11 protein-coding genes are annotated in these 26,519 nt (G+C 61.4%); 5 read left to right on the forward strand and 6 right to left on the reverse strand.

The features are described from left to right. Nucleotides 1-6,216 (reverse strand): VCBS domain-containing protein (locus RAD10_RS22965; protein ID WP_461619326.1); only part of this gene is annotated, 6,216 nt, incomplete at its 3' end. Nucleotides 6,217-7,092: 876 nt separating this feature from the next. Here RAD10_RS22965 and RAD10_RS22970 point away from each other — a divergent pair. After that, nucleotides 7,093-8,193: a helix-turn-helix transcriptional regulator gene (locus RAD10_RS22970; protein ID WP_461619327.1), complete on the forward strand. Its 1,101-nt coding sequence runs from the start codon at nt 7,093-7,095 to the stop codon at nt 8,191-8,193. A 489-nt stretch (nt 8,194-8,682) separates the two neighbouring features. After that, entirely contained in the window at nt 8,683-9,354 is a 672-nt protein-coding gene (locus tag RAD10_RS22975; RefSeq protein WP_461619328.1) for a hypothetical protein, read from the forward strand. 177 nt (nt 9,355-9,531) lie between these two features. Here the strand turns inward: RAD10_RS22975 and RAD10_RS22980 are convergent, their stop codons facing one another. Further along, nucleotides 9,532-10,968, reverse strand: a complete 1,437-nt coding sequence (locus RAD10_RS22980; protein WP_461619329.1) for an OpgC domain-containing protein — start codon at nt 10,966-10,968, stop codon at nt 9,532-9,534. 445 nt (nt 10,969-11,413) lie between these two features. Between RAD10_RS22980 and RAD10_RS22985 the strand changes: the two genes are divergently transcribed. Continuing rightward, a complete protein-coding gene (locus tag RAD10_RS22985; RefSeq protein ID WP_461619330.1) occupies nt 11,414-12,076 on the forward strand; it encodes a response regulator in 663 nt (220 codons plus the stop codon). Here the strand turns inward: RAD10_RS22985 and RAD10_RS22990 are convergent. From RAD10_RS22990 to RAD10_RS23005, 4 genes are all read right to left on the reverse strand, one after another. After that, nucleotides 12,071-14,191, reverse strand: a complete 2,121-nt coding sequence (locus tag RAD10_RS22990; protein ID WP_461619331.1) for an MASE1 domain-containing protein — start codon at nt 14,189-14,191, stop codon at nt 12,071-12,073. The genes RAD10_RS22985 and RAD10_RS22990 overlap by 6 nt on opposite strands. Nucleotides 14,192-15,952: 1,761 nt before the next feature. Next, a complete protein-coding gene (locus RAD10_RS22995) occupies nt 15,953-16,255 on the reverse strand; it encodes a hypothetical protein (RefSeq protein WP_461619332.1) in 303 nt (100 codons plus the stop codon). A 626-nt stretch (nt 16,256-16,881) separates the two neighbouring features. Continuing rightward, entirely contained in the window at nt 16,882-17,448 is a 567-nt protein-coding gene (locus tag RAD10_RS23000) for a hypothetical protein (RefSeq protein WP_461619333.1), read from the reverse strand. A gap of 23 nt (nt 17,449-17,471) precedes the next feature. After that, entirely contained in the window at nt 17,472-19,073 is a 1,602-nt protein-coding gene (locus RAD10_RS23005; RefSeq protein WP_461619334.1) for a hypothetical protein, read from the reverse strand. Between the two features lie 288 nt (nt 19,074-19,361). On the opposite strand from RAD10_RS23005, the gene RAD10_RS23010 reads away from it, so the two are divergent. Both RAD10_RS23010 and RAD10_RS23015 read left to right on the forward strand, forming a co-directional pair. After that, the gene (locus RAD10_RS23010; RefSeq protein WP_461619335.1) at nt 19,362-19,583 is read left to right on the forward strand and encodes a hypothetical protein; all 222 of its coding nucleotides are present in this window, start codon (nt 19,362-19,364) and stop codon (nt 19,581-19,583) included. 244 nt (nt 19,584-19,827) lie between these two features. Continuing rightward, the gene (locus RAD10_RS23015) at nt 19,828-25,698 is read left to right on the forward strand and encodes an AAA family ATPase (RefSeq protein WP_461619336.1); all 5,871 of its coding nucleotides are present in this window, start codon (nt 19,828-19,830) and stop codon (nt 25,696-25,698) included. The last annotated feature ends 821 nt before the right edge of the window (nt 25,699-26,519 follow it).

The following is a 26,519-nucleotide window of genomic DNA, read 5'->3' on the forward strand; positions in this document are numbered from 1 at the left end:
GTCGACGGTGACCGCGCTGGTCGCGCTCAGATAGGACAGTCGCGTCACCGCCTGCCCCAGGGCGTTGAGATCGCCGATGACGCTATCATCGCCGCCGCGCCCTTCGAACTCGCTCTGGCCGACGGCCACGCCCGGCAGACCGGTCGAGCCGGTAAACCCGGTCGCGTTGAACGTGTCGGCATAGTTGCTGCCGACCACGCCTTCGATGTTGACCAGCGTGTCCGTCCCGACGCCCGGTCCCGAGACGGTGCCGGCCGCGAGGTTGACGGCGATGCCGCCGGTCGCATCGGTATAGATGGCGCGGTCGAAGCCGGAGCCGCCGTCCAGGAGATCGCTGCCGCCGAGGCCCTGGAGGCGGTCGTTGCCCCCGAGACCGCTGATGGATTCGGCATTGGCGGTGCCGACGAGGTCGTTCGCGTTCTCGTCGCCGACGATCGGCGCGGCCGGCGTGCCGAACAGGAAATCGCTCGCCGTCAAGCTGCTCAGATTGACGTTCTGAAGCGTGAGGCCGTCACCCGAGCTGAAGGTGATGACCGTGTTGGGGCCGCTCTGCACCGCGTGCGCTTGCAGGTCGGAGAGGCTGAAGATGCCGTAGACCCCGGTCAGATCGAGCTTGTCCTGGCCATGGACGAAGTCCTGGACGAAGTCGAAGCCGCCGCCGCTCGAATAGACGAAAGTGTCCGCACCGGCGCCACCGCTGAGGAAGTCGTTACCGGATCGACCATCCAGGGTGTCGTTGCCGTTGCTGCCGGAGAGACCATCGTTGCTGGCGCTGCCGACGATGGTGTCGTTGAAGTTGGACCCCAGAACGTTGAACACGCCACCGGTGATGATGTCGTGGCCGACCGAGCCGTCGCCATCGGCCGTGCCCGCGGTGAGGTTGATGCTCACACCGCCGGTCGCGTTGCCATACTGGATCTGCGTATTGCCATTGCCGGCGATGGTGTCGTTTCCGGCATTGCCCTGGAATGAGTTGAAATTCCCGTTGGCGCCGGTGAAACCCGTTGCGTCGTAAACGTCATCAAGAGTGCTGCCCGTGGCGCTGTTGACGCCGGTGAACGTGTCGTGACCGGTCGAGCCGTCGCCGGCGGCGGTGCCACCCGCGAGATTGATGGTCACCCCGCCGGTCGCGTTGGCGAAAATCAGACGCGTGTTGCCGTTACCGGTGATGACGTCGTCACCACTCAGCCCTTCGAACTGGTTGAAGGTCCCGTTGTTGCCGATATTGGCCCCACTCGCGCCGTAACCGGTCGCGTCGTAGGTGTCGTCGAAGTTGGTGCCCTGAATGCCTTCGATCGAACGAAGTGTATCCGTGCCGTTCGACGCATCTCCGGTGACGATGCCGGCCGCCATGTCGACGGTGATGCTTCCCGTGATGAAGAAGATGTTGTTGTAGGACGAGACGTCGAAGCCGCCGCGGCCGTCGATATAATCGTTGCCGGCAAGGCCGGTGAATGTGTCGTTGGTCGCCCCGCCCAGCAGCATGTCGTCAAACATCGATGCCTGAACGGCGTTGACGCCGCTGAATTGGTCGGTTCCGACGGATGAATCGCCGGTGGCAAAGCCCGTGACGAAGTCCACCTGGACGCCAGCCGTCGCGTTGTTGAAACCGAGCCGCGTGAAGCCGTTTCCGGTGACGATGTCGTCACCGCCATTGCCGGTGAACTCATTGAACGTCCCGTTCGAGCCGGCATTGACGCTGCCCGAGCCGAAACCGGTGGCATTGTAGGTATCGGCGAAGTTGGTGCCGCGGATCGCCTCGATCCCGCGCAACGTATCGGTTCCGATGGTCGAGTCGCCAGTGACAGATCCGGCGGCGAGATTGACCGTAATTCCCGTCGTGGTGTTCGGATCGACGTTGTAGTCCACGCGGTCGTAGCCACCGCGGCCGTCGATGTAGTCGTTGCCTGCAAAGCCCGAATACACCTCCGCGGTGAACATCGGATTGTTGCTGCCCAGAATCGTGTCGTTATACGCAGAGCCCCAGACGCCGTTGAAGCCGGACCCGACGAGCGTGTCGTGACCGACCGATGCATCACCCTGTGCATAGCCGGCGGCGAGATCCACCGTCACCGCCCCGGTGGCGCTGACATAGGAGACGCGCGTCAGCTCCGCACCCTGGCTGTTGGTGTTGCTGATGATGGTGTCGTCACCGCCTTTGCCTTCGAACTCGTTGTAGCCGACGGGGCTACCCGGGACATGTGCATCGCCGGTGAAGCCCGCCGCGTTGAACGTATCGGCAAAGTCGCTGCCGATAGCAGCTTCGATGTTGACGAGGGTGTCTGTTCCCACGCCCGCGCCGGACGCCGTCCCGGCCGCGAGGTTGATCGTGACGCCGCCGGTTGCGTCGGTATAGACGGCGCGGTCGAAGCCCGGGCCACCGTCGAGGATGTCGTCACCCGAGCCGCCGCCGAGATAGTCCTTGCCGGCGCCGCCAAAGAGGATGTCGTTTCCGTCACCAGCGCTGATGCGATCGTTGCCGTCCTGGCCGTCAATCAGATCGTTGCCTGCTCCGCCCGAAAGCAGGTCATCGCCGAGCGAGCCGAACAGGGCATTCCCGACCGGGGTCAGCACGGCATTCGAAACCTCCGTGTCCAGATTTTCGACAAAGCGGTCTGTGAGCTGATCAATCGATTGTTGATCCGAAAAATCCGTCGCAGCCAACTGGTCGGCGGCCGCGCCTTGAGCGACCTGACCGGCCTGCGCCAGTTCCGTGACGTTCGTGGCCCCCTGAATGCTGTCGTTCGCGGCAGCAACCACCTCGATAACCGTCGCGGCCGCCGCCGCGTCGACGCCGGAGGACGTGACGACGCTCTGAACCGTTTCCGAAGACGCCAAATTGAAGACGGGCGCGCCGGGCCCGCTCAGAGAGGCCGTAATGGCGGTTGCAATGGCTGTAATGACCGCGCTTGTCTCCACGCCGACGGCCGACACCTGGGCGACGGTGCTTTGGACCTGGATAGCCGCCGCAAGCACCGCCGTTGCCGTCGGATCGCCATTCACCGCAGCGGGCACCGGATCGTACGACAGCAGGTCAATGGGGTTGGCGGGATCAGAGGCGAGATCGACGTTGAACGCGGCCGCAATGGCGTTGACGGCTTGGTCCACCGTCAGCGGGTGCTCGTCGTTTGCCGTGCTATCGACCAGCGCAACGATCAATGTCGTCAGCGGAGTGATGACGGTGGAGCCCTCCGGCGCCCTCAGCACACCGGCGACCTGCAACCCCGTCGAGATATCGACACCGCCGATACTCACGAGCGGACCGGAGCCGCCCGCCAGCGTAAAGCTGCCGTCAGCCCGCGTCGTCGTGTACGCCTCGCCTGCGTCAAGTATTCCGTTGTTGTTGGCGTCAGCAAATACGGTCGCGCCGCCGATATAGCCGTCGATATCCAGCGCGTTGATCTCGTTGGCACCGGACGTCACGGTCAGCGAGAGCTGGGCCGAGCTCACCGCCTGATGAACGCCGTCGTCGGAGATGGCGGTGACCTGCAATGTGAACGGATCAGCGCTGCCGACGGCGTGGTTCGGGATCAGAACGACGTTCTGAATGGAGTCGCCCGTCACGAGCCAGACGCCGTCCCCGATCGCTGCGCCGTTCTGGACCGTAAAGCTCGACGGAACCCCCTCGATCTTCACCGACAAGGTGCTGCTCAGGTCGACCTTATCGGCGGCAATGTGAAGCGTGATGTTTCCGTCGGCGGCGCCCGATGAGTCCTGAACGCTCAGATTCGGCGCGTCCTCCGCGCCATGGATATCGAAGCTGATGTTCTTGGTCGTGCCGTCGACGGACGTGACGGTGAAAGTCTCCGTCCTGGTGTCGTTGGCGCCGAGATGCTGAATAGCGGCGTTATCGACCGAATAGGTGTAGTGGCCGTCGGCCAGCAGCGTCACCGTGCCGAAGTTACCTGGTGCCGTGATCGCGCCGGCCTGGAACGCGGCCTGGTTCTGGTCGGCATCGACGATGGACAGCTGCCCGGACGCTGTCACTTGGCCGTCCTCGGTGACGTCGTGATCGCCAACATTGCCGATGGTCGCGCCGTCGTTCTCGCCGTGGATCGTGAAGGTGACGTCCTTGGAGGTGCCATCCTGAGAGGTGACCCTGAACGTATCGATCTTGGTTTCGCCGGCTCCGAGATATTGCGCGGCGTTGTTGGCGACGGTGTAGGTGAAGCTGCCGTTGGCCGAGAGGTTCAGCGTGCCGAGATTGCCCGGCCCTGTGAGCACGCCGGCCTGGAACGACGACTGGCCCGCATCCGGGTCGCTGACCGAGATGCTGCCCACCGCGGTCAGATTCCCGGCGTTGTTCGCCGCAAGGTCTTCCGTCACATCGGCAATGGTGGGATCGCCGATCGTCGCCGCGTGATTGCCGCCGGCCGGGCCGTGAACGGTGAAGCTGACCTGCTTGGTGGTGCCATCGACAGCGGTCACGGTGAAAGTGTCGACCTTGACAGCGCCGGCCGCCAGATTATGCGCAGCGCTTTCGGCCACGACGTAGACATAGTTGCCGTCGCTCGACAGCAGCAGGAAGCCGAGATTGCCGGCAGCGGAGCCAACGGCCGGCTTGAACGCCGCTTCGCCCTGATCAACGTCTGTGATGCCGATGCTGCCGGACGCGGTGAGCACGAGCGCGGACGGATTGTCGTAGACGTCGTGAACCGTGGCTGTACCAATCACCGCGGCGTCATTGACGCCCTTGATGACGAAAGAGACCTGCTTGGCCGTGCCGTCGAACGACTTGATCGTGAAGGTTTCGACCTTGGTGTCGCCCGCACCGAGATATTGCACGGCGCTGTTGGCGACCGAATAGCTGTAGGTGCCGTTGGCATTCAGCGTCAGCGCGCCCAGATTGCCCTGCCCTGTGATCACGCCGGCCTGGAACGTGGACTGGTTCTGGTCGGCATCCGAGATCGAGATCGTGCCTGACACCGACAGCGTCGGCGTGCTCGCGTCTTCGGTGACGGTGGTGAAGGCAGGCGCGCCGATCACGGCGGCGTCGTTGGTGCCGTGAACCGTGAAGGAGACCTGCTTGGTCGTGCCGTCCAGCGCGCTGACCGTGAACGTCTCGACCCTGGTCTCGCCGGCGCCGAGATATTGAACGGCGCTGTTGGCGATCGAATAGGTGTAGCTGCCGTCGGCTTTCAGGGACAGGGTGCCGAAATTGCCCACCGCGGATACCACGGTGGTCTTGAATGCCGATTCGCCCTGATCGACGTCGGAGATCGCGATCGTCCCGCTGAGCTTCGGGGTCGGATTGCGGGAATCCTCGGTGACATCGGCAGCCGAGGGTGTGCCGATGATTGCGGCATCGTTGGCGCCCTGGATCGTGACGGTCGCCGTCGCCGTTGATGTCAGGCCGGCGCTGTTGGTTACGGTATAGGTGAAGGTCTCGCTCGCGGACTGGCCGGCGCGCAGCGACTGGAACGCCGCGCCCGGCGTATAGGCGATGTTGTGGCCGTCGGCGGCGATGCTGACCGTCCCCAAAATTCCGTGCGTATTGACGGAGGTGACGCGCAGCGTCCCGCCCGCGGGGTTGGTATCATTGGCGAGCACGTTGATCGCGGTGGCGCCGGCATCCTCGCCGGTCGTGACCGCATCGGCATTGGCGACCGGTTTCTGCACGAGCGAAACCTGGAAGACGGCGTCGTTGTAGTCGGCGTCGCCCGGCGCGGTGTAGGTGCCGTTGGACCTGCGCGTCGCGGCGGTGTCCTCCCAGGCGATGGTGCCGGTTGCGCCGTCGGCGGTGTCGCCGGCGAGCTTGGCTGCCGTCTGCTGGCTGCCCGTGACCGAGGAGGCATAATCGACGCCGCCCGCGTTCTTGGAGGTCTCGGTGAACAACGCATTGGCGCCGGCGCCCGTGAGCAGATCGGGCTTGCCGGCAACGTAGATGACGTTGCCGTTGGCATCGACATCGGCGACCGCCCAGGTGCCGTCCGAGAGCTTGATGACCTTGATGGCGCCGGAGAGATCGTCGGCATCGTTGCGGCCCGGCGCCGCGCCGTCCGGAATGAGGAAGAACTGGATCTTGCCGAGATCGGCGGTGTTCACCGCGAAGTCGACATAGGAGACACCGGGGGTGAGGGCGCCAGCCCCTTGCGAATCCGCATTTGCAAACAGAATTCCGCCGAGCCCTGTTGAGCTGTTGTACCAACCAAAGGTGTTGCGATAGGCCGCGGACTCCGAGACAAAACTGGCGCGCAAAGTCGTCTGGTCGCTCATGGCGAGCCCCCCCTTAACGTTCTGATGCTCAAAAATTCGCCGTCAGCCCAACGGCGCGAGTTGGAAATGAAATGGTCTTGTTATGGTTGTATCGGGTATCGATTCGACAAGGCGTCGTTGCCCGACGTCGAACGGCGAAGTCCTGTCACGGAGCGACGAAGGACTTCTGATAATTGCAAATTGTTTCCATTGTTGCGTGACTGCGTCAAGACAGCACAGCTGCTAACCTTAAGCGCGGTGTGAATCGAACTGCGCAGCCGAGAAAGCGCGCGTCCCAGGTTTGCGATTGCGCCCGATTTCGGCAAACCAGGAGATCGAAGCTCTGCCGAATTGCAGCACAATACGGGATGGAATGAAGCGATCGCCTTGCCTCCCCGGCTGGCCTTGACCAGATCGCTTAAGCTGCCGAGAAAATGGATTGCGACCGTTGATAGCGCGGCTGAGCAATTCGCGCCGCGCCTGCCAACGCGAACTGCGTCACTCTGACGCGCCCCGATATCCCCGCGGATCGATATCGGGAGCCGAAAGCCGTCGCCGAGATCCGACTTACTCAAGCAAAGCAATGTCATCTCAATTCCTGGTGCGGCAAATATTCCTCCTCCATGGAATAGCGCCGGCACATATGGACGCATGACCCGAATGGGTCATTCCGGTCCGGGCGCCGCCGCCTCCCGCAGCCATCCGCTAGACTTTCGTCAAGTGCGATTTTTCAGGAAAAACAGGCAGGGGGGCTTGCTTCGAGCCGCCTCCTCACGAAGCATCGCCGGTCAGGGAAACGCATTCCGGGGCCCCAAATGTCGGGGACTTGCATGCATGCAGCAGGGATGCATGCGGGCTCGCAACGAAATGCGTTGGGTTAGGCGGAGGGGGCCGCGCTTGAAAGTCGACAAAATCGACGATGCGGAGCTGTCGAAGGTCCTCAATCGACTTGGCGAAGCCGCCGTGAATCCGGAAGCATGGCGCGACATCATGGATGACATCTGCAAGGCGGTGGGCGCGTCGGCGGCCCTGCTCCTTCAAAGCGATATCCGGACCCCGGACGTTCCGCGCACGGCGTCGATTGCTGAGGCCACCGAGCTCTACTTCAGGAATAACTGGCACCTGAGGGACCCGCGCGCCAAGGCTTTTCCGCGCATGATGGCGGGCGAGGTCGTGACCGACCTCGATGTGATGACCCCGGAGCAGATTCGCGCCGATCCCATGTACAACGAGTTGCTGTTTCCATCCGGATTCCGGTGGTTTGCCGGCATCGGCTTTTGGGCTGACAGCGCAGCGTGGGCATTGACGATCCAGCGAACCGGCCGCGAAGGCGCATTCGAGGCCGCCGACAAGCAACTGCTTGCCCAATTGGCGCCGCGCCTGACCGAGACGGCCACGCTCGCGACGGTCGTCGGCAGGGCCGCACTCACCGCGATGACCGATGTTCTGGACCGGGTCCGACAGCCCGCGTTGATCCTCAATCGGGAAGGAATGGTCCTGCGCACCAACGCGGCAGCCGAAACGGGATTCGACAACGAGATCCGCATCAGGGAGCGGCGCCTCATCCTTCGCGACAAGCATGCGATGACAAGGCTCGATCAGCTGGTCAGCGCGGTGCGCTCCACGCCCGACGCCTCCGCCATCCCCGCCTCTCCGATCCTGATCCGCCGGACGACAAAGCCACCGGTCGTCTTGCGGATCCTGCCGGTGGACGGGGCGGCACGCTCCGTCTTCCTCGGAGCCCGCGCCATGCTGATCCTGTCCAACCTCATTCCACGCCCGGCGCCAGACCCGGCGCTGATCGGCCAGGCCTTCGATCTCACCCCGGCGGAATCCCGCCTGGCCGCCCTGCTTGCAACCGGCGCATCGCTCGCCAGCGCTTCCGAGCACCTGCGGATCTCGCGCGAAACCGCGCGCAACCACCTCAAGTCGATCTTCTCGAAGACGGGCGCGCACCGCCAGTCGGAGCTGGTCACGCTTGTTTCTCAACTTGCTTGATTTGCATCATCCAGCTCGGGACCGTGACCGAGGTGCTGAACCGCGCATGTGTCAGCCACCATCCGCGGCAAACACGAACGCCGCCAATTCCCTGCGAACAGGGAGATTTACAGGGAAAACGCCCACCGCAGGCCCCGCCTTGGCAACGAGAATTGGCGAGAAGTACCTTAAATTGCCAGAAATCCCGAGCGTCGCGGCCTCATCGGAGCAGGGAATTTTCGCTGGCGAATAGGGACTCGCGTGGCCGCGAGCACGGAAATATATCCGGCGGACTTCCGTGGCGCGCCTCCCCTTGCGCCGCGCGAGCGGGATGACAATCAGGAGCTGCCTGAATGGGCGAATTGGCCGATCGGCCCAAGGTGAAGAACCGATCTCATTCATCTATTGATCGTAGGAGGCATTTGCCTGAAAAATTTCGCGCCTTGGCGTGATCCCGGACCTAGCATAGCATTAGGGAGTTTCATGCCTTCCGGGGAGGCGGCCCTTGTGATGCGCCTGCAAACGCTCTCGTTTCATGATTGGCTGGAGCACGCATTTGGACGCGAGGTTCGCTTTCAGCAAGCACCTTGGTACTTCGATCCCGAGCATGATTGGTGGGACCCGCCACCAGCAGAAGCCGTGTCTTATCTCACTCGGCTGTTTGAAGACCCGCAGACCGCGCTAGAGGGATTTGCTGACAGCCAAATCGCACAAGGCTTAACCTACCTTGTCAATACCAGCGCAAGCGGCGATAACAGATGGCTTTGTTCAACTGATGTGCCCATCAAAGATCGTGTCCGCTGCGTCAAGTCCATCGCAGAACTCTTTGCCAAATTGTTCGAAGCGCGGTGCACCCCCAGTTTGTCCCACCTGAGCGAAGCCGATGCCGGGACGCTAAACTGTGTCTGTTATATGTGGTGGGATGCATTTCCGTGCTTGGCTCTTGCCGACGATCCGCACCTGCCAACTCTCCACGATTGCGCGCTCCGCACGATGGAGCGCATCCTTCACCTCAACTCGATTGCCTGTCAGGAGAGCGCTCTGCACGGGCTCGGACACTGGCAACGCGGCTACAGTGACAAAGTAACCCCAATCATCGATCGCTTTTGCACAGCGCATGCTAAAGCTGACTTTCGGCTCTTGGCCTATGCTCAATCTGCCCGCTGCGGGTGCGTGCTGTGACCTTGGGGAAATGGCTCGATGCATGAGCAGCACGGCGGAACGCCAAATGGCGACCGAACCGTACGATTCCCGTTGCTGAAACATTCCGCCTCACGCTGCGAAGAAACGCGGTCCTTCACCTCCTAGTGATCTCTCAGAGCGGCTCTAGGTCTGCCGGAACTTTTCCGTGCCGATGTGTCAAAAGCCATATTCCGCCGATGCAATGGGCGCTGTTGCATTCCTGGCCGCCGTCGCTGCAGGCGTCGGCGACGCCGCGATGACATTCGCCTTCGGCCGTAATAATCCATCTGCGAGGCCAAACACCTGGTACACCCGGTGGGCTTGCTTATCCGCGAACCAGCAATTGATGACGGGATTCCGGCCGCCGGCCCATCCGAGCTCGCGCAGTCCTCGGCGAAACGCCTCCAAGGGGCGCCAGCCAACGGTGCCCCAGGCGTCCGGCTGGACGGGCACGCCCGCAGCCAGAGCAACAGACGGCTGCAGCCTGGGCGTGATCTTGACCAAGTTCAGCAGCGTCGCTGCCACGATCATCATGAGGATCCCACCAACGCTGAGCGTGATCTGCATCGCAAGCCCTTCCGATATGTCGAGCAGCGCCAGGAGGCTAGCGAGCGTCAGCAGGACGCCGAGGCAGAAGATTGGCAACGAGTGCTTGCCACAGAGGATGGCGCCGCGCATCACCGCACTCGTCAATGCTTGCCGATTGGGTGGCACGAACCATACCGCCACAACCGCTAGAGCCAAGAAATGCAATAGACGCAACGGATCGAGATTGGATTTGTCTGGCGGGTAAGCCAATTTGGTCAGTCCCTGCGGGATCAACGCTTCCAACGGCTTGATTCTCCAGCTCAATGCGATGACGAGGCTGAAGATCAGATAGAAAGCGGCAGGCACGAGCACCGTGCGAGACGTTAGCCAGGGGCGCACTCTTTCGCCCTCGATTATCATCCACGCACCAAGAACCGCCAATAGCTGCCAGGCCAGTGGATTGAAAGCCCAATGGCCGCTCGGCCACGCCGGCATGGACCAGCCGAACATTTGCACCAGCGCATAAAGCGCCAGCGAGCCGCCAAGCGTCACGTTCGGCATTCGGAGCAGCAACCACAGCAACGGCGCGAAAATGAGGTGGAGAAGCACGAAGATCGGCAATACGTCGGTATTGACCGGACGGTATTGCAGGATCGCTGCGTGGGCGAGCGCCGAACCCGGCTGGTCCAACAGAATGCGCGTATTGCTCTCATCAGCAAGACGGTCCCCGCCTGCGAGGTGAACCAAGATGGCGCAGGCGAGCGTCAGCAGCAGAAATGCGACATAGATGTCCCAACTTCGCCGCAGGGTCCGGCGGATCACGCTGGTCCACCCCTCGCAACTCCGTGCTTTGCCGTAGGCCAGCGCGCAGGTGACTCCCGAGACGAACATGAACACTTCCGCGGCATCGCTGAAGCCGTAGTTCCGTAGCGTCAGCCAACTTCCAATGTTATTGGGGACATGATCAAGAAAGATGCACCAGAGCGCGATGCCGCGGCAGGCATCAATGCGAAGGTCGCGGCTGTTGACTTTGAGCTCCGGCAGAGCGCCCGCAATTAGCTTCGGGAATGCGGTCCGATCCTGCATTGGCTTGCCTCGTCCAGGGTACGCGCAGGCTTCGAGAGGAACGATCGAGAGGAACTGAATGTAACAAAAAGCACGCTGCGGGATTCTGACAGCGCCGCAGTCCAGAATTGCTTCACACCGACCCGGCCACGACAGCAATTGCGGCAATGATGATATGGCCGGGCTGCGCACAACCCTCTGGTGAAGTGGCTGACTGTCGTCATCATCGTGCAAGCGCCGCAGCCTGTAAATCGGCCGGAGGTCGGTACAGCGAGGTGCCTAGGTCCTATGACCAAGGTACCGTCCGTCCTGCGGGGCCCGCGAGCTGCGCGCTACACCTAGTCCGCTCCCTTCTTACCTGACGGCGAACCGCCGGCCGGAGCCGAGATGGAAGATGGACGATTTCGAAGGTGGGTGTATGATTTTCTATTGATCTCCGGGCGGCTAGAAGACGGAGAGCTTTTTTATGAAGGTGCTTGTTGTTGACGATCACACCTTGATTCGGGCCGCGCTGCACGCCGTCCTGAAGCAACTAAAGCCAGAAGCCGTCATATTCGAAGCTTCGAGCGGCCGGGAGGCCATGCACATCGTCGAAGAGCATCCCGACATCAGCCTCATTTTGCTTGATATCAATTTGCCTGATCGCGACGGCTTCTCCGTCCTTTGCGAACTGCGCGATCGCTATGCGAGGACTGCTGTCGTCATTCTCTCGTCCTCCGATGATCAAGACACAGTCAGGCGCGCCTTCAAATTCGGCGCGCTGGGTTTCATTCCGAAAACCACGGAACGCGAGGTGATGCTCAAGGCTATTGAATTGGTGTTCTCCGGCGGAGTTTACATCCCGTTGGAGATACTGGAGAAGACGGCGGGCCCACGGCATGCAAACAAGCCAGTGACGCCCGACTCGCTCAAGGGGGTCGGGTTGACCGATCGGCAGATTGAAGTACTTGCGCTCCTGATGAAGGGGAAGAGCAATAAGGTCATTGCCAGGATACTCAATATGGCAGTGCCTACGGTGAAGAATCACATCACGGTCGTTCTCAAGGCGCTCGGCGTAGCGACGCGCACCGAGGCCATCATAAAGGTCGGAAAAATGGGCTGGGAGTGGCCGCCGAAATCTGGATCATGAAACTGCCCCAGCGTCTCTCCCACCATCGTGATCCCTAAACAGCTTGTGCATGACAGCGCGGAGCTGCATTGGGTCAACCGGCTTATGCAGCAAAACGTATCCTCTATCCTTTGCGTCCCGCAGTGGTTCAGCTGCTGTATCGCCACTGATGAGAATGGCAGGAATTGACGAGCCAAACGCGGCATTGATTTGTTCAATTGCCCTGATTCCGGTCTTCCCGCGTGCGAGATGATAGTCCGAGATGATGAGGTCGGGGCGTTGTTCGCGCTCAGCAAGTCGAACCAGTGCGGCTTCGTCGGATCCGGCAGCAAGTACCGAACATCCCCATTTGCTGAGCAATCCGCCCGTTCCCTCCTGCACGATGGGAGTATCGGCAATAACAAGAATTGCCTTGCCGTCGACTGCAAAAGCACCGGGGTGTGGTAAGTCGGCGGGCGCTGCGGCTCTGACGCATTCGTCGACCTTCGGAACCAGGATCGTGAATCGCGAACCGCGCCCCACAGTCGAAGCGAGCTCAATTGGATGGTTGAGAAGCAAGCGAAGCCTGTCGACAATGGCTAGGCCGAGCCCCAGGCCGCCGGACCGGTTCTGCTCCGGAGCAGGAACTTGAAAAAACTCGCCAAAGATATTCTGCTTTTGATCCTCGGGAATGCCGGGACCGGTATCGTATACTTCGATGCGCAGCATTTCACCGCGCCGACGGCATCCGACCAGGATCCCGCCCTGCAACGTATAGCGTACAGCATTGGACACCAGATTCAGGAGTATGCGTTCGAGCAGCATGGCGTCGCTCCGCACCCAAGCCGCACTTGGCCTGACGCGTAAGCGCAAGCCTTTTTCACGCGTCGCCTGATCAAACGCCGTCTCGCTTTTCTGCAACAGGCGCCCGATCGGGAATTCGGTAATGTAAGGGTTAAGCATCCCGGCATCGATCCTCGAAATGTCCAGCAGCGAATTGAACATTTCGTCCATTTCCTTGCGTGTTGCGTCGACCCGCTCGATCGTCCTCGCCCTCTCCCCCGGTTCGAGCGGCGTGCGCAGCTGGGCAACAAACAGCCCTAATGCATGTAACGGTTGCCGCAAATCATGGCTTGCCATGGCAAAAAAGCGTGATTTTGCGGCACTGGCGAGCTCCAGCTCTTGCGTTCGCTCTGCGACCTTCTGCTCGAGTTCGACGCGCGCGCGGCGCAGACGCTCCTCCGCTTTCTTGCGTACCTCGACATCGGCGCTCAGCAACAAGCTTGGAACGGTAATGCTGATCAAGAACATCAACACCAGCAGGAACGATGCGTTAAGGTCCGCAGTTGTGAACGGGCCGCCACCCCTGAGCGTGCCCCAGATCGTGATGCCCGCAAGCATCAGGGCGACCGTCGCGGTATCGCGTGGACCGCGGCGCAGCGCCGCCCACAACATCGGCAAGATCGCCAGAAAACCCAGTGGATCTCGGCCGGGCGTTTGCTCGATCAAAGGGCTGAAAGCAATGAGTCCAACAACCGCCGCTGTCGTGAGGACGCCGACCGTCTCCTGAAGCGCATGGCGTTCGAAGTCATGATAGCGGCTTGATGCCCAAAGCACGATAACGGGAGTAATGACCAGTGCGCCTGTCACATCTCCCAGCCACCAGGTGATCCACGCGTCGGCGAAACTCTTCTGTTCGATGTACCCGAAGATTGTCAGACTGGTCAGTCCAATGCTGGCGCTGATCGGCGTCGCGATGACGACGCAGATCACCGCAAACTTTGCGACAGAATCGGGGGTTGAAAACGTGTTACATCCGCTCGACCACCGATTAATGAGATAAGCGCCTACAACCGCTTCAAGAGCGTTACCGGCCGCAATCGCGATTGCGGTAGCAACCGAGCCCGCCGTCGTCGCATTTGCGATCAACGCTGCCGCAAAAATTGCTGGCCAGGTCCGATATCCCCCCAACAGCACCGCCGCCAGCGCGACACCTGTCGGCGGCCAAATTGGCGTTGAACTGGGATGAATGGAGGCGAGAGCAAGCCCACCTTTGGCCAAGACGAGATAGATGGCGCCGATTGCGACCAGACTACCGACGTAGCTGACACCTCGGCTGGAATTTGTCTCGGGAGCTAATGATCGAGGATTGGACATCGTCCACGTCCTGGACTAGGCAAATGCTTCGTCTATCGAAACTGACTTTTGATCTCTGGATCTAACATCGCTAGATGGATACTGGCAGATGCACTCAGGTCCAATTGATCACAGCATTCTGCTGGCGGACTAAGAGACGGCACGTGCGATCGAGCTGGCCGACTTGCTGTTCAATCCCCGCGGATTGCGTCAGAACCAGCGGGACGAACAGGGCACCGTTGCACCCCGAGTAATTCGCGCCGTCTCGTGTTCACCCCGAGCTTTGGGAGGATGCATCGTACGACGAAGATAGGCGCTCCGAAAGCCGGATTTGGACCTGGACTAGGTCGCCGTGTGCGACAAAGGCCTATCTCTCGTTGGAGTCTGGGGACTGAACCACTTGCACGATAGCTTGCTGCGACGTGGAGGAAGCGGAAGCTTCGCTCAGAAAATAGAAGCATCCCCATGACCGATGAGGCGACGAGTCCGTTGCGTCGGCGATGGGCGATGCAATTCTCCCTTGAGGAGTGACATCGTTCGATGACTTGCACGGCGGTCATCATGTTTGAAGCGCTGCGTTCGCGCAGGCCACTCTACAGCCCAAAGCCTCGGCCGATCTCCCGCATCAGCCTGAGCGCGGCGTCAGTATGGCGGCCATAGAACAGCGCGCGATCAAGCTGCGAGAAGATGCCCATTCCAAATAGCGCGATAGCAACGCCTCTAAGCATGGTTGTGGACCGGGTTTGAACGATGCTGCGAAAGTTCAAAACGGCCCCAGCCGCAGGATGGGGTCAACAGCCGGGGCCGGCATTCCCATTCCAATGTGCCGCAATCGGCGGTAATCGGCACGCACCCAGCTAGCCACAGGAAAGCTAACGAACCATTTCGCGTGTCCGAATTCGGTGCGATGCGCTTTGCTGTTGCGCAAACCACAGTCCAACGCAAAGCGAGCGCCGCCCGCAATTATACGGAGGCCGAACCAGAGTTGCGGTGGCGTGTCGTCCATCCTTCAGCGGCTTCTTCAGGTTGATTTTATGGCGATCCGATTTTGGACCGAGACCCACGAGCCTCAAAGCCAGGATGGCGACCATTCTGCAAGACCAGGCGAGGCAACTGGGTGTTGCGCCCGCGCTACATTTGGCTGTCAGACAACATGAGAGTCGTAAACCGAACGGACACGTGCGGCCAAAGCAGAAAAACTGACATCCAGTGATATCAGATATCAGCGCGGGGAAACCCGGTGGTCGCCTAAGTTGCGACCACCGGGCCCAGCTTGGATCTGAATCGACAGGCAACCTAGCACGTTCGCTATATATCTGCTGGCTGGAAAACGCGCATACTGGCACTGTGATTTACTGAGCATTGTTTTTCACATCGAAGGACGTTCATGCGAACAATATCCCGCGATGATTTCCGAAGCTTGTTCGCGCTCTATGCATGCGCGGGCCGACCTAGCAAGCAGCACGATCGTGCACCTCGGCTGCTGAAGCTACTTACCTCCGGCCGAGACACTTCCAATGATCTCCTCGATCATTGGTCAGAGCGCATTGAGGCACCGGGACCGGAAATTGTCGGGAGCGTGCTCAGTCCATGCGCGCGTGGCGTGGCGGACGACAATGCAAATCACGACCATGCCAGCGCGTTTCTCCACGCCTTACTCAAAGAGCTGGAACAAAGACAGCATTAGACGTCGTGGACTGGCCTCGACGGAGCTATGCTCAAACATCATTATGCACGCGGGCTGATAAGGAAGACAAGCGACGGCTTAGCCTCTTTTCCGTGTCAGCCGCGCTTCCGCTCCGGACGCCGCAATTCCACGACCTCGTGCTGGTCGCTGGGATCCGATTGCTCTTTCTGTTTCACGATCTGCTCGAGCTCAAGAGCTTCTATGGCAAGTTCATCCGCCAAGCGCTCAAACGGCTCGCGCTTTTCAACGTCCGTTCCCCGCTGACTCATCAGGGCGAATTCTCTGGCGTCAGAGCGAAGCTTCTCTAATCGTGGCCTGAGGTCCTTCATGTTGTTTCGGCCCGCGGTTCTAGACCAATGCGCGGCGCGAAGAATAAAGCCGTTGTTCGGATCGCGCATTAATCAACAACCGAAACGGGATATTGGTTCTTCATAATTGCCAATTAGTCGCTATTCACCGTGTGATAGGTAGCCATCTCGCCGGTTGGACCACATCAGAGTCTCCGGCCGCAGTTTCGGACGGTGCCGCCTGAGGAGCTGGACCGGGGTTTCGCGACCACCCCGGTCATCTTGTCCTAGCCGCCGCCGATCGATCCGGTGCCAGCGGCTGGCCACAGGCCGTACGGTTCAGCCATCCGTGTCTGTGGACACGGCGCCGTCAGCGCGCACGAATGTTCGAAACCGCACAGACCCGAGTTTTGCGCCGGACTAGGCTGTGACCGCTCCGGGCGCTGCCAAAGCGCTCAGGGCCTGACGGCCTCGGCGTCCTGGTAGGGTGGATGTCGGGGCCGTTTTCTATCGGGGCTCCGCTACGGCAGCTCCTTTTCTCGAGCGCGGCCAAGACGCTGTTCTGCCTGGACGACGGAGCTAGCGCCTCTGCCTCCACCAAGCACTACGCACCTGCGGATGTTTGCTGGTCAAAGATGTGGCACAGCAGTGTCGGCACCGGTGACCCCAGCGCGCTCGGTGCGCGCATCTAGAGGGTACTATGGCTCTGCGAACGACGGAAGCCGAATCGCTCTGAGTTATAGGCCAAGCGCGATCTCGGCCCATTTCAACATGCGGTCGCTATTGAGGAACGCCAGCACCGCCGGCTCCATTGACGCGGGCGCGCCCGGTCCAACCAAGGCCGTCGCGGCCACCATGTCGCAGCGCTGATTGAAGGCGAGTGAGAGCGCTGCGTTGCGATTTCCTTCAAGGCGATAGGCCCGACTGCGGCCGCGCATCGGACCGACGTTGATCTCTCGGCCGGCACCGAGCGGCGTTGCCTTGCCAATCAGCGCCAGGTCGCCCATTTGGTCGAGGTCGCCATCGTCGGCGACGCCAGTGGCGCAATTGCAAAAGCCGAGCTTGGCGCGAACGTAGAGCTGGACCTCGCCCCCGCAATCCCCGGCCTTGCAGCGGAACGCCTTTCCTTTGCCCCAGGGATCTGCGCTGAAAGGCCAGTCGGTTTCCGTCCATACCGGACGGACCTCGCCGGATGCCCCTGTTGCGCGCGCCGGTTCGCCGGATCGCAATATCCAGATCGCAGCGGCTGCGCACAGCAGCGCGGTGGCCGCGCTGATCGCAACGAATTTGGTTGTCAGGCGCATGGTAGCCTGCCGCGGCACTCTTGCTAATTCTGAGCCATGAACTTCCGTGCGGCCGCGAGGTCCTCCCGCGAGGAGTCGCCATTGCGCGCCATGTCGACGACTTTCGCGTAGTATTGACGGGCCTTCACAAGGTCACCCGCCTTCTCGGCGGCGTGAGCGGCGCCGATCGTCGCGCCAAATCGGTTCGGCTCCTTGCGCATGGTACTTTCGAACGCGACCAATGCCTCCGTCGCCATGCCGCGTTCCAGCAGCATGGTCGCGTAAAGCTCGCGTGCTGGGGCAAGCGGTCCCGGCGTCACGATGGATTTTTCGGTCTTGTCTTCGGCATCGGCGGCGAGGCGCATCGCTTCCAACGCCTCGGCCTGTTTTCCCTGGGCATTGAGCTGCCAGGCGGTGGCGACCTGCCGCTGAATGTCGACGATCTCCGCCCAATAGGCATCTTTGTCCCGCTGCAGCTTGTCCCGCAGCTCCGCCAGTTTGGCGATGTCCGCCGTCGCGGCGTCTGCATTGCCGGAGCGCGCGGCGCCAAGAGCGCGGGCGAAACAGGTGATCGCATCAACATAGGCAAAGCGGCTCGGCTCGGCCTTCAGCGCGGCCGCGCCCTGCCAATCGCCGCGCTCGACCATGTAGCGCGCCTGGCTGGCCGCTATCGCGTAGGGACCGGCGCGGACGGCGGGCGCATAGCCCGTCGTCGCAACCATGTCCGCGATGACGTCGTGGGCTCGGCTGTCCTGCGCGAGCTGGAGCAGAGCGTAGACCATGTAGTCGTCGGCATGCAGCTGCTCGCTGGGGTCTCTGCCCTCCTTGGCAGCCTTGGCGGAACGGCTATTGGCCTCGATAGATTCGTTCCAGTAGCCGACGCGCGTGAAGATGTGCGAGGGCATATGCAAAGCGTGCGGCGCCGCCGGCGCGATCTCGGAATAGCGCTTGGCAGCGTCGAGACCTTGTTCTGCGATCGCCGGATAGTCGTAGAGGTGGATCAGGTAATGCGCCACGCCGGGGTGCCGCGGCTGTCGCTTGAAAATCGGCTCCAGGATGGCAGCGCCCTTGAGCTGGTTGGCATAAGTCTTGTCGTTTGGTGACGCCGTGACGTTGAGCGTGATGGCGTAGGCGATCTGCGCCTCGTCATCGTCGGGATAGCGCGCGGCGACGGCTTCGGTTGCCTTGAGATAGGCCTGTGCGCGCTGGCCAAACGTCGTCGTTTCGTCGCCCGAATAGAACGCGAGCAGCGCGTCGATGTAGTCGCGCTCGCGTTCGCTCTTGGCGCCGAGTGCCCTGGCCTTCTGCAGCGCGGCCAGGCCCTCGGTGAGGTTCTCCTTCGGCGCGGGAAAATGCGGATTGTACAGCAGGCTCAAGCCAATGCCCCAATAGGCGATCGCGCATTCCGGATCGGCCTGCAACGTCTCCTCGAAAATCTCTTTCGCGGGGCGGTACCAGAACGAATGCTGATAGCGCATCCCGCGGTCAAAGCGCCGTTGTGCCACCTCGTTGCAGGAGGTCTGGAAGTGAACCTTGCCAAACTGCTCTTCGGTCCCGTCTTCCGCGCGGACGGCAGGCGTGGCTGAGATCGAGCCCAAGGTAGCGACGGCGAGAAGAGAGACGGTTCTCAAGGCGAGCGCGCGCATCGGCCCCTCCGTTTCTGTTCAGAACAAATTTGCTCGGATGGCGCTGATAAAAGTTGGGGCGCCGAAGTCGGTAGTGCTGAAATGGGCGATGGCAATTGCCGTTGTTGAAAGGATTTGCCCATTCGTGATGCGAGTCAATAGGAGCGTGCGGATTAGCGTTAGGGAAGCACGTCTGTCAGACTCCATCCGCCCACCAGCGAAATCCTAACGGATCGCGAAGCTAAGCCGCCATTCCACCCACGCCGATTACCGCCGGAATACTGACAGGCGCTCCTCGACGATCCACGCATGGCACCCGTAAATTTCCCAATGTCGCCTGCCTCGGGCCTGCGGCAACATGACAACATGAAAGCATCGAAGCCGAAGGAATGGAGCGACCTCGAACGCAGGAAGCTTTCGGTAATGAGCCGCCGGCGGTACGGCGCGGCGGAGATTGCCGCAGCCCTTCGCCGGCATGTCGGCTCAGTCGAGCGGATGGCGCGAGAAATGGGGTTACTTCTGAAAAAATGACGATCGGACGAATTTCATCGATCTATTGCAAGACAGAACGCCTGTCCGCGTTCGACCGATGCCGCACCTGATCGGCAGCCAGAATTCAGGACCGCTCCGTTGTAGGCGAGCTTAGCTCGGCTGGCCACGCCGCTCCATCTGTGGCAAGCTCGATTTTATTCAACGAGCTCAACAGGTATCTCACCACCCGACATCGGGTGCCGTAGAGGCCAGCAGTTGAACCCAGTCTTTCGGTTCGGCGCGCATGGACAGCGACTTCCAGGCGTTATGGGAGGACGACGACCGCATCTTTTGCCGGGCATCGCGCCAGGGCTCCGATGGTGGCCGCAAAACTGTGCTGGCCGTGCTTCCCGCCGAGCATGCCCCATCAACGAGCCGGGATCGCCTGGCTCACGAATATGCACTAAAGGACGAGCTCGACAGCGCGTGGGCCTTGCGGCCGCTCGAACTTGTCAGTGAGGGCGGCCGGCCCGTGCTGCTGCTCGAGGACCCCGGCGGCGAGCCGCTGGAGCGCCAGCTCCAAGCGCCCATGCAAGTGGGAACATTCTTGCGTCTCGCCGTCCACATCACGGCGGCTCTTGGCAAGGTCCATCAGCGCGGGCTCGTGCACAAAGACATCAAGCCGCACAACATCATCGTGAATAGCGCGACCGGCGAAGTCAGACTCACGGGTTTCGGCATTGCCTCGCGACTCCCGCGCGAGCGCCAATCACCCGAACCGCCTGAAACCATCGCCGGCACCCTCGCCTATATGGCACCCGAGCAGACCGGACGAATGAACCGCTCGATCGACGCGCGCAGTGATCTATACGCGCTGGGCGTCACCTTCTATCAGATGCTCGCCGGCGCGCCCCCCTTTACCGCAGCCGATCCGATGGAATGGGTGCACTGCCATATCGCCAGGAGGCCTGTGCCGCCCGCCGTGCGTCGGAAGCAAGTGCCCAATTTCCTTTCGGCAATGATCATGAAGCTGCTCGCCAAGACCGCCGAGGAGCGCTATCAGACTGCGGCCGGTCTGGAGAGCGATCTCCGGCGCTGCCTCGCCGCCTGGGAGGCTCGGCAGGGGATCGACGACTTCCCCCTGGGCGAGCGCGACATCCCGGACCGGCTGCTCATCCCCGAGACGCTCTATGGGCGCGCGCGAGACATCGAAGTCTTGCTCGCGGCCTTCGACCGCATGGTCCAGAGCAGCACGCCTGCGCTGGTGTTGGTCTCGGGATACGCCGGCATCGGCAAGTCAGCTGTCGTCAACGAGCTGCACAAGGTGCTGGTACCCTCGCGCGGCCTGTTCGCCGACGGCAAATTCGACCAATACAAGCGCGACATTCCCTATGCCACACTGGCGCAGGCGTTCCGCGGCCTGCTCCGGGGCCTTCTGGCGAAGAGTGAGGTCGAGCTGGCGCCCTGGCGCGATGCCCTGCACAGGGCGTTAGGCCCGAACGGCGGGCTATTGGTGGACCTCGTCCCCGAGCTGAGGCTCATCATCGGCGAGCCGCCGCAGGTACCCGACCTGGCTCCGCAGGATGCGCAAAGGCGCTTCCACCAAGTGGTACGGCAGTTCATCGGCGTGTTCGCGCGAGCGGAGCATCCACTGGCGCTATTCCTCGACGACCTGCAATGGCTAGACTCGGCGACGCTGGACCTGCTTGAGGATCTAATGACTCAGGCGGATGTGAGCCATCTGCTGATGATCGGCGCTTACCGCGATAACGAGGTCGACGCCGCGCATCCTCTGCGGCGCAGGATCGCCGCCATCAAGAATTGCAGCGGCATGGTTGAGGAGATCGCGCTAGCGCCGCTTGCCACCGAGCATGTCGGGCAGCTGATCGCCGACTCGTTGCGTTGCGAGCCGAGTTATGCCGCGTCCCTGGTGCAGATAGTGCAGGAGAAAGCGGGCGGCAATCCGTTCTTCGCCATCCAGTTTCTTCACGAGCTCGTCGAGGAGCGTTTGCTTGCGTTCGATCATATGTCGTCGTGCTGGACGTGGGATCTCGATCTCATTCGCGCCAAGGGCTATACCGACAATGTGGTGGACCTCATGGTCGGCAAACTCGCGCGCCTTCCGGCCAACACGCAGGCAGCGTTGCAGCAGCTCGCCTGTCTCGGTAACAGCGCCACGATCACGCTGTTGGCCCTTGTTCTGGGAAGATCGGCGGCTGAAGTCGACGCAGCGCTGTGGGAAGCCGCGCACGAGGAGCTGGTCGAGCGACGGCAAAGGTATTACAAATTCACCCACGACCGGGTGCAGGAAGCCGCCTATTCAAGCAAACCGGAAGCCGAGCGTGCGGAAGCCCATCTCGCCATCGGCCGGCTGCTCGTGGCGAATACTCCCACAGAACAGCACGGGGACGTGATCTTCGACATTGTCAATCAGCTCAACCGCGGCGTTGCGTTGATCACCTCACGAGACGAACGAGCGAAGCTGACCGAGCTCAACCTGCTCGCAGCCAAGCGCGCCAAAGCGTCCACCGCCTATGTCTCGGCACTGACTTATCTCAAAGCCGGCGCGGCCCTGTTGCTGGAGGATTGCTGGGAGAGCAGGCATGAACTGGCCTTCTCCCTGGAGATCAACCGGGCAGAATGCGAGTTTCTGACCGGCGCGCTGGCGGAAGCGGAGCGACGCCTGATGGCTCTCTCAGCCCGTGCGGCCGGGCCTGTCGAGTTAGCCACGGTCTCATGCCTGCGCATTGACCTGTACACGAGGCTCGATCGGAGTAGCGATGCAATTGCTGTTGCTCTCGATTACCTCCGCCACCTGACCATCGACTGGCCGCCCCATCCGACGGAGGAGGAGGCGCGAGGTGAATACGACCGCGTCCGGTCCCAACTTGGCGGGCGCCGTATCGAAGATTTGATTGATCTGCCCTTAATGAGTGATCCGATGTCTCTCGCGACTCTGGGCGTGCTAACCAGGCTGCTGCCGCCTGCACTATTCACGGATTTGAACCTCTTTTCCTTGACCGTTTGTCGAGCGGTTAATCTCAGCCTTGAACACGGAAACTGCGATGCCTCGTGCGTCGCCTATATGAGGCTTGGGATGATTGCCGGTCCTCGCTTCGGCGACTACGAGGCGGGATTTGGATTTGGTCTGCTCGGATATGAATTGGTCGAACGGCGCGGATTGACGCGATTTCATGCGCAGACCTACATGCTCTTCGGAGCGCACCTCGCGCCATGGACGCGACATGTCCGGAGTGCGCGTGATTCGCTGCTTCGGGCTTTCGACGTCGCAAACAAAACCGGTGATCTCACGTTCGCCGCGTACGCCCGCGTCAATCTGAATTCGAATCTGCTCGCGGCTGGTGACCCGCTCGCCGAGGTGCAACGCGAAGTCGAGAGTGGCCTCGCGTTTGCGAAAACGGCACAGTTCGGGCTGGTCGTTGACGTTGTCGTCAGCCAACTGCAGCTCATCCGAACCCTGCGGGGGCTGACGTCGAAATTCGGCTCCTTCGACGATGAGCACTTTGAAGAGCTTCAGACGGAGCGCCGGTTCGCCGAGAATGCCAACCTCATGCGAGCGGACTGCTGGTATTGGATCCGAAAGCAGCAGGCGCGCTTTTTTGCAGGCGACTACGCGGCTGCGATTGAGGCGTCACAAAGAGCGCAGCGGCTGCTGTGGACGTCTATATCGCAGCTCGAAACTGCCGAATACGAATTCTATGGTGCATTGTCCCTCGCGATGGCCTGCGCCTCCGCCGCGCCTGCCCAGCACCGGGAGTACCTCGCGGCACTGGCGGTGCACCGGCGACAGATCCAAATCTGGGCAAAGAATTGTCCGGAGAATTTCGAGAATCGCGCTGCGCTTGTCGAGGCGGAGGTCGCCCGCTTGGAGGGCCGCGAACTCGATGCCGAGCGCCTCTATGAACACGCTATCCGCTCGGCCCGCGCCAATGGCTTTGTTCAAAACGACGCGCTTGCCAACGAACTCGCCGCACGCTTCTACGCGGCGCGCGGGTTTGAGAGAATCGCTCGAGCGTACTTGGCCGACGCTCGGCGTGCTTATTTGCGGTGGGGGGCTGATGGCAAGGTGCGGCAACTCGACCGCGTCTATGCCCACCTGGCAGAGGAAACAGCGGCGCCCGGTCCGACGAGCACGATCGAGACCCCCCTGGAGCAGCTCGACCTCGCCACCGTCATCAAGTTGTCGCAAGCGGTCTCGGGCGCAATCGTCCGGGAGAAGCTGCTCATCACCGTCATGCGCACCGCTATCGAGCACGCGGGCGCCGAGCGCGGCCTGTTGGTTCTGTCGCACGGGACCGAGTTGCGAATTGCCGCCGAAGCGACCACCGACGGCGACACGGTCGTCGTGCAGCTGCGCGACGAGCCCGTGACTGCAGCGCTCCTGCCGGAGGCGATCCTCAACTACATCTTGCGTACGCGGGAGAGCATCATTCTCGATGATGCCGCAGCCCAGAAACCGTTTTCAGCGGATCCCTACATCGTTCAGCGCCAAGCGCGCTCCGTGCTCGGCCTGCCGGTGATCGCTCATGCCAATTTCATCGGCGTGCTGTACCTGGAAAACAATCTGGCTGCGCACGTCTTCGCGCCGGGTCGGATCGCGGTGCTAAAGCTGCTCGCCTCGCAGGCGGCAATCGCGCTGGAGAACGCTCACTTGTACCAGGATCTCGCAGAACGCGAGGCTAGGATTCGGCGCCTGGTCGAGGCCAACATCATCGGGATTATCATCTGGGAGCTTGGAGGTCGGATTCTGGAGGCGAATGATGCGTTTCTCCGCATCGTGGGATACGATCGCGAGGATCTCATTTCGGGCCCCCTACGCTGGACTGACCTTACACCGCCGGAGTGGCTCGACCGCCACATGCGATTGTGGATCCCGGAGCTAAAGATGATGGGGAGCGTGCAGCCGTTCGAGAAGGAATATTTCCGCAAGGACGGCAGCCGCGTGCCCGTGTTGATCGGCATGGCTGCATTCGACGAGCGACGAGATTACGGCGTCTCTTTTGTCGTCGACCTGACGGAACGCAAACGGTCGGAAGAGGCTCTGCGGCAGAGCGAGGAGCGCTTTCGCACCCTTGTACAATTCTCCTTCGACGTATACTGGGAATCCGATACGCAGCATCGCTTCACCCGCCAGGAGTTCGGCGAGGGTCTTGCCGACGCGCCCGCGCTTGGCTCTGAAATTGGGAAGACGCGGTGGGAAGTGCCCTATTTGGAGCCCGACGCGGAGGCCTGGCGCAAGCACCGGGAGACTCTCGATGCCCACCTTCCGTTCCGTGATTTCGAGCTGGCGAGGCCTACGCCTGACGGCGGCAAACGCTACGTGTCCATCTCGGGACTGCCGGTCCTCGACAATGCAGGGCGCTTCATCGGTTACCGCGGCGTCGGACGGGACATCACCGAGCGCAAGCGAGCCGAAGAGACCTTGCGGGAGGTGCAAAGGGAATTGGCGCATGCGAGCCGCCTCGCCACCATGGGTGAGCTCACGGCCTCGATCGCCCATGAAGTAAGCCAACCGATCGCCGGCGCATCGATGAATGCCGATGCCGCCCTGCATTTCTTGGACAGAAACCCGCCGGATGTCGGGAGAGCCAGGGATACGCTCGGTTATGTTGTGAACGACACTGATCGAGCCCGCGACATCATCGGGCGCATACGTGATCTCATCAAAAAAGCACCGCCACTGAAGGATCGCCTGGATATCAACGAGGCGATCCGGGACGTGGTCGAGCTCGCCCGCAGCGAGGCGGTGAAGAACGACGTCGCGATGCAGACGGAACTCGGAGACGGTTTGCCACTCGTCGAAGGTGATCGCGTCCAATTGCAGCAAGTGATCCTCAACCTGATGGTCAATGCCATCCAAGCCATGGGCACGGTCGCGAGGGGATCGCGAAGCGTGCTCATTACGACCGCTAGGGCCGAACCTGACGGCATTATCGTGGCGGTGAAGGATTCGGGACCAGGATTGGCCCCGGACGCTCTCAAGCGCATCTTCGACCCCTTCTACACGACGAAGCCTGGCGGTCTGGGGATGGGACTATCGATCTGCCGCTCGATCATCGAAGCGCATGCCGGGCGCTTGTGGGTGACCTCCAATGCGCCCCATGGCGCGACTTTCCACTTCACAGTGCCAGCCCATCCGGGCAGCGCGTCGTGACGATCCCGCATGGCCGCTTTTGATGTGTCATAGCGATGTCGGTACCACCGCTGTCGGCAATAACTTGCTCCACTGCCGATGCGAGCACGTCAAGGTGTTCAGCCCATCTGGCAAACAGCTCGCGCTTCTTGGGATCAGTCGCCAAGTCGCGAATAAGGGGGCACTCAGCGGCGCCTCGGCGAAGCTTCTCAGACTGGGCCTGCATGTCTCATAGCCAGCCGCCATGTTCCTATGTTGGAACATTACAAGTAGCTGTCCCGGTCACAAGTGAACACAGCGATTTCGCCGACTGGGACCAGCCTCAATTGCGTGGCGCTCCTCAGCGCCATCCGTCGGACCGCCTTGGCCCCGCACTGTCCCCTCCAGCCCCCAAGGGGCCAAGGCTGGCCCGAGGGGGCTTTGCAGCATCAAGGTGAGAGCCTGCCATCCCGATCGTTAGGAGCGATGCCGCGAATTGGGAAACGCAAGACCTCAGGCAAGAGATCGCACGGCAGCTCAGCAAAGCAGCAGATGGCGAGTGCCCACGCTGCGCTTCACATTGATCCAACCTCAACGCGTGGGGCGCGCGCCCGGACGGCGGCGGGAGAAAGAGTTCGTTAGCTTTCTTGTGGCTTGCTGGGAGCGTGCCGATTACCGCTGATTACGGCACACGGAATGGGAATGTCGGCCCCGGCTGTTTCTCCCAACCTGCGGCTGGGGCCGTTTTGAACTTTCGCTGCATCGTTCAACCCGGTCCACAACCATGTTTAGAGGCATTGCCATCGCGCTATTTGGAATCGGCATCTTTTCGCAGCTTGATCGAGCGTTCTTCTATGGTCGCA

The sequence above is a fragment of the Bradyrhizobium sp. 23AC genome, from assembly GCF_054863025.1.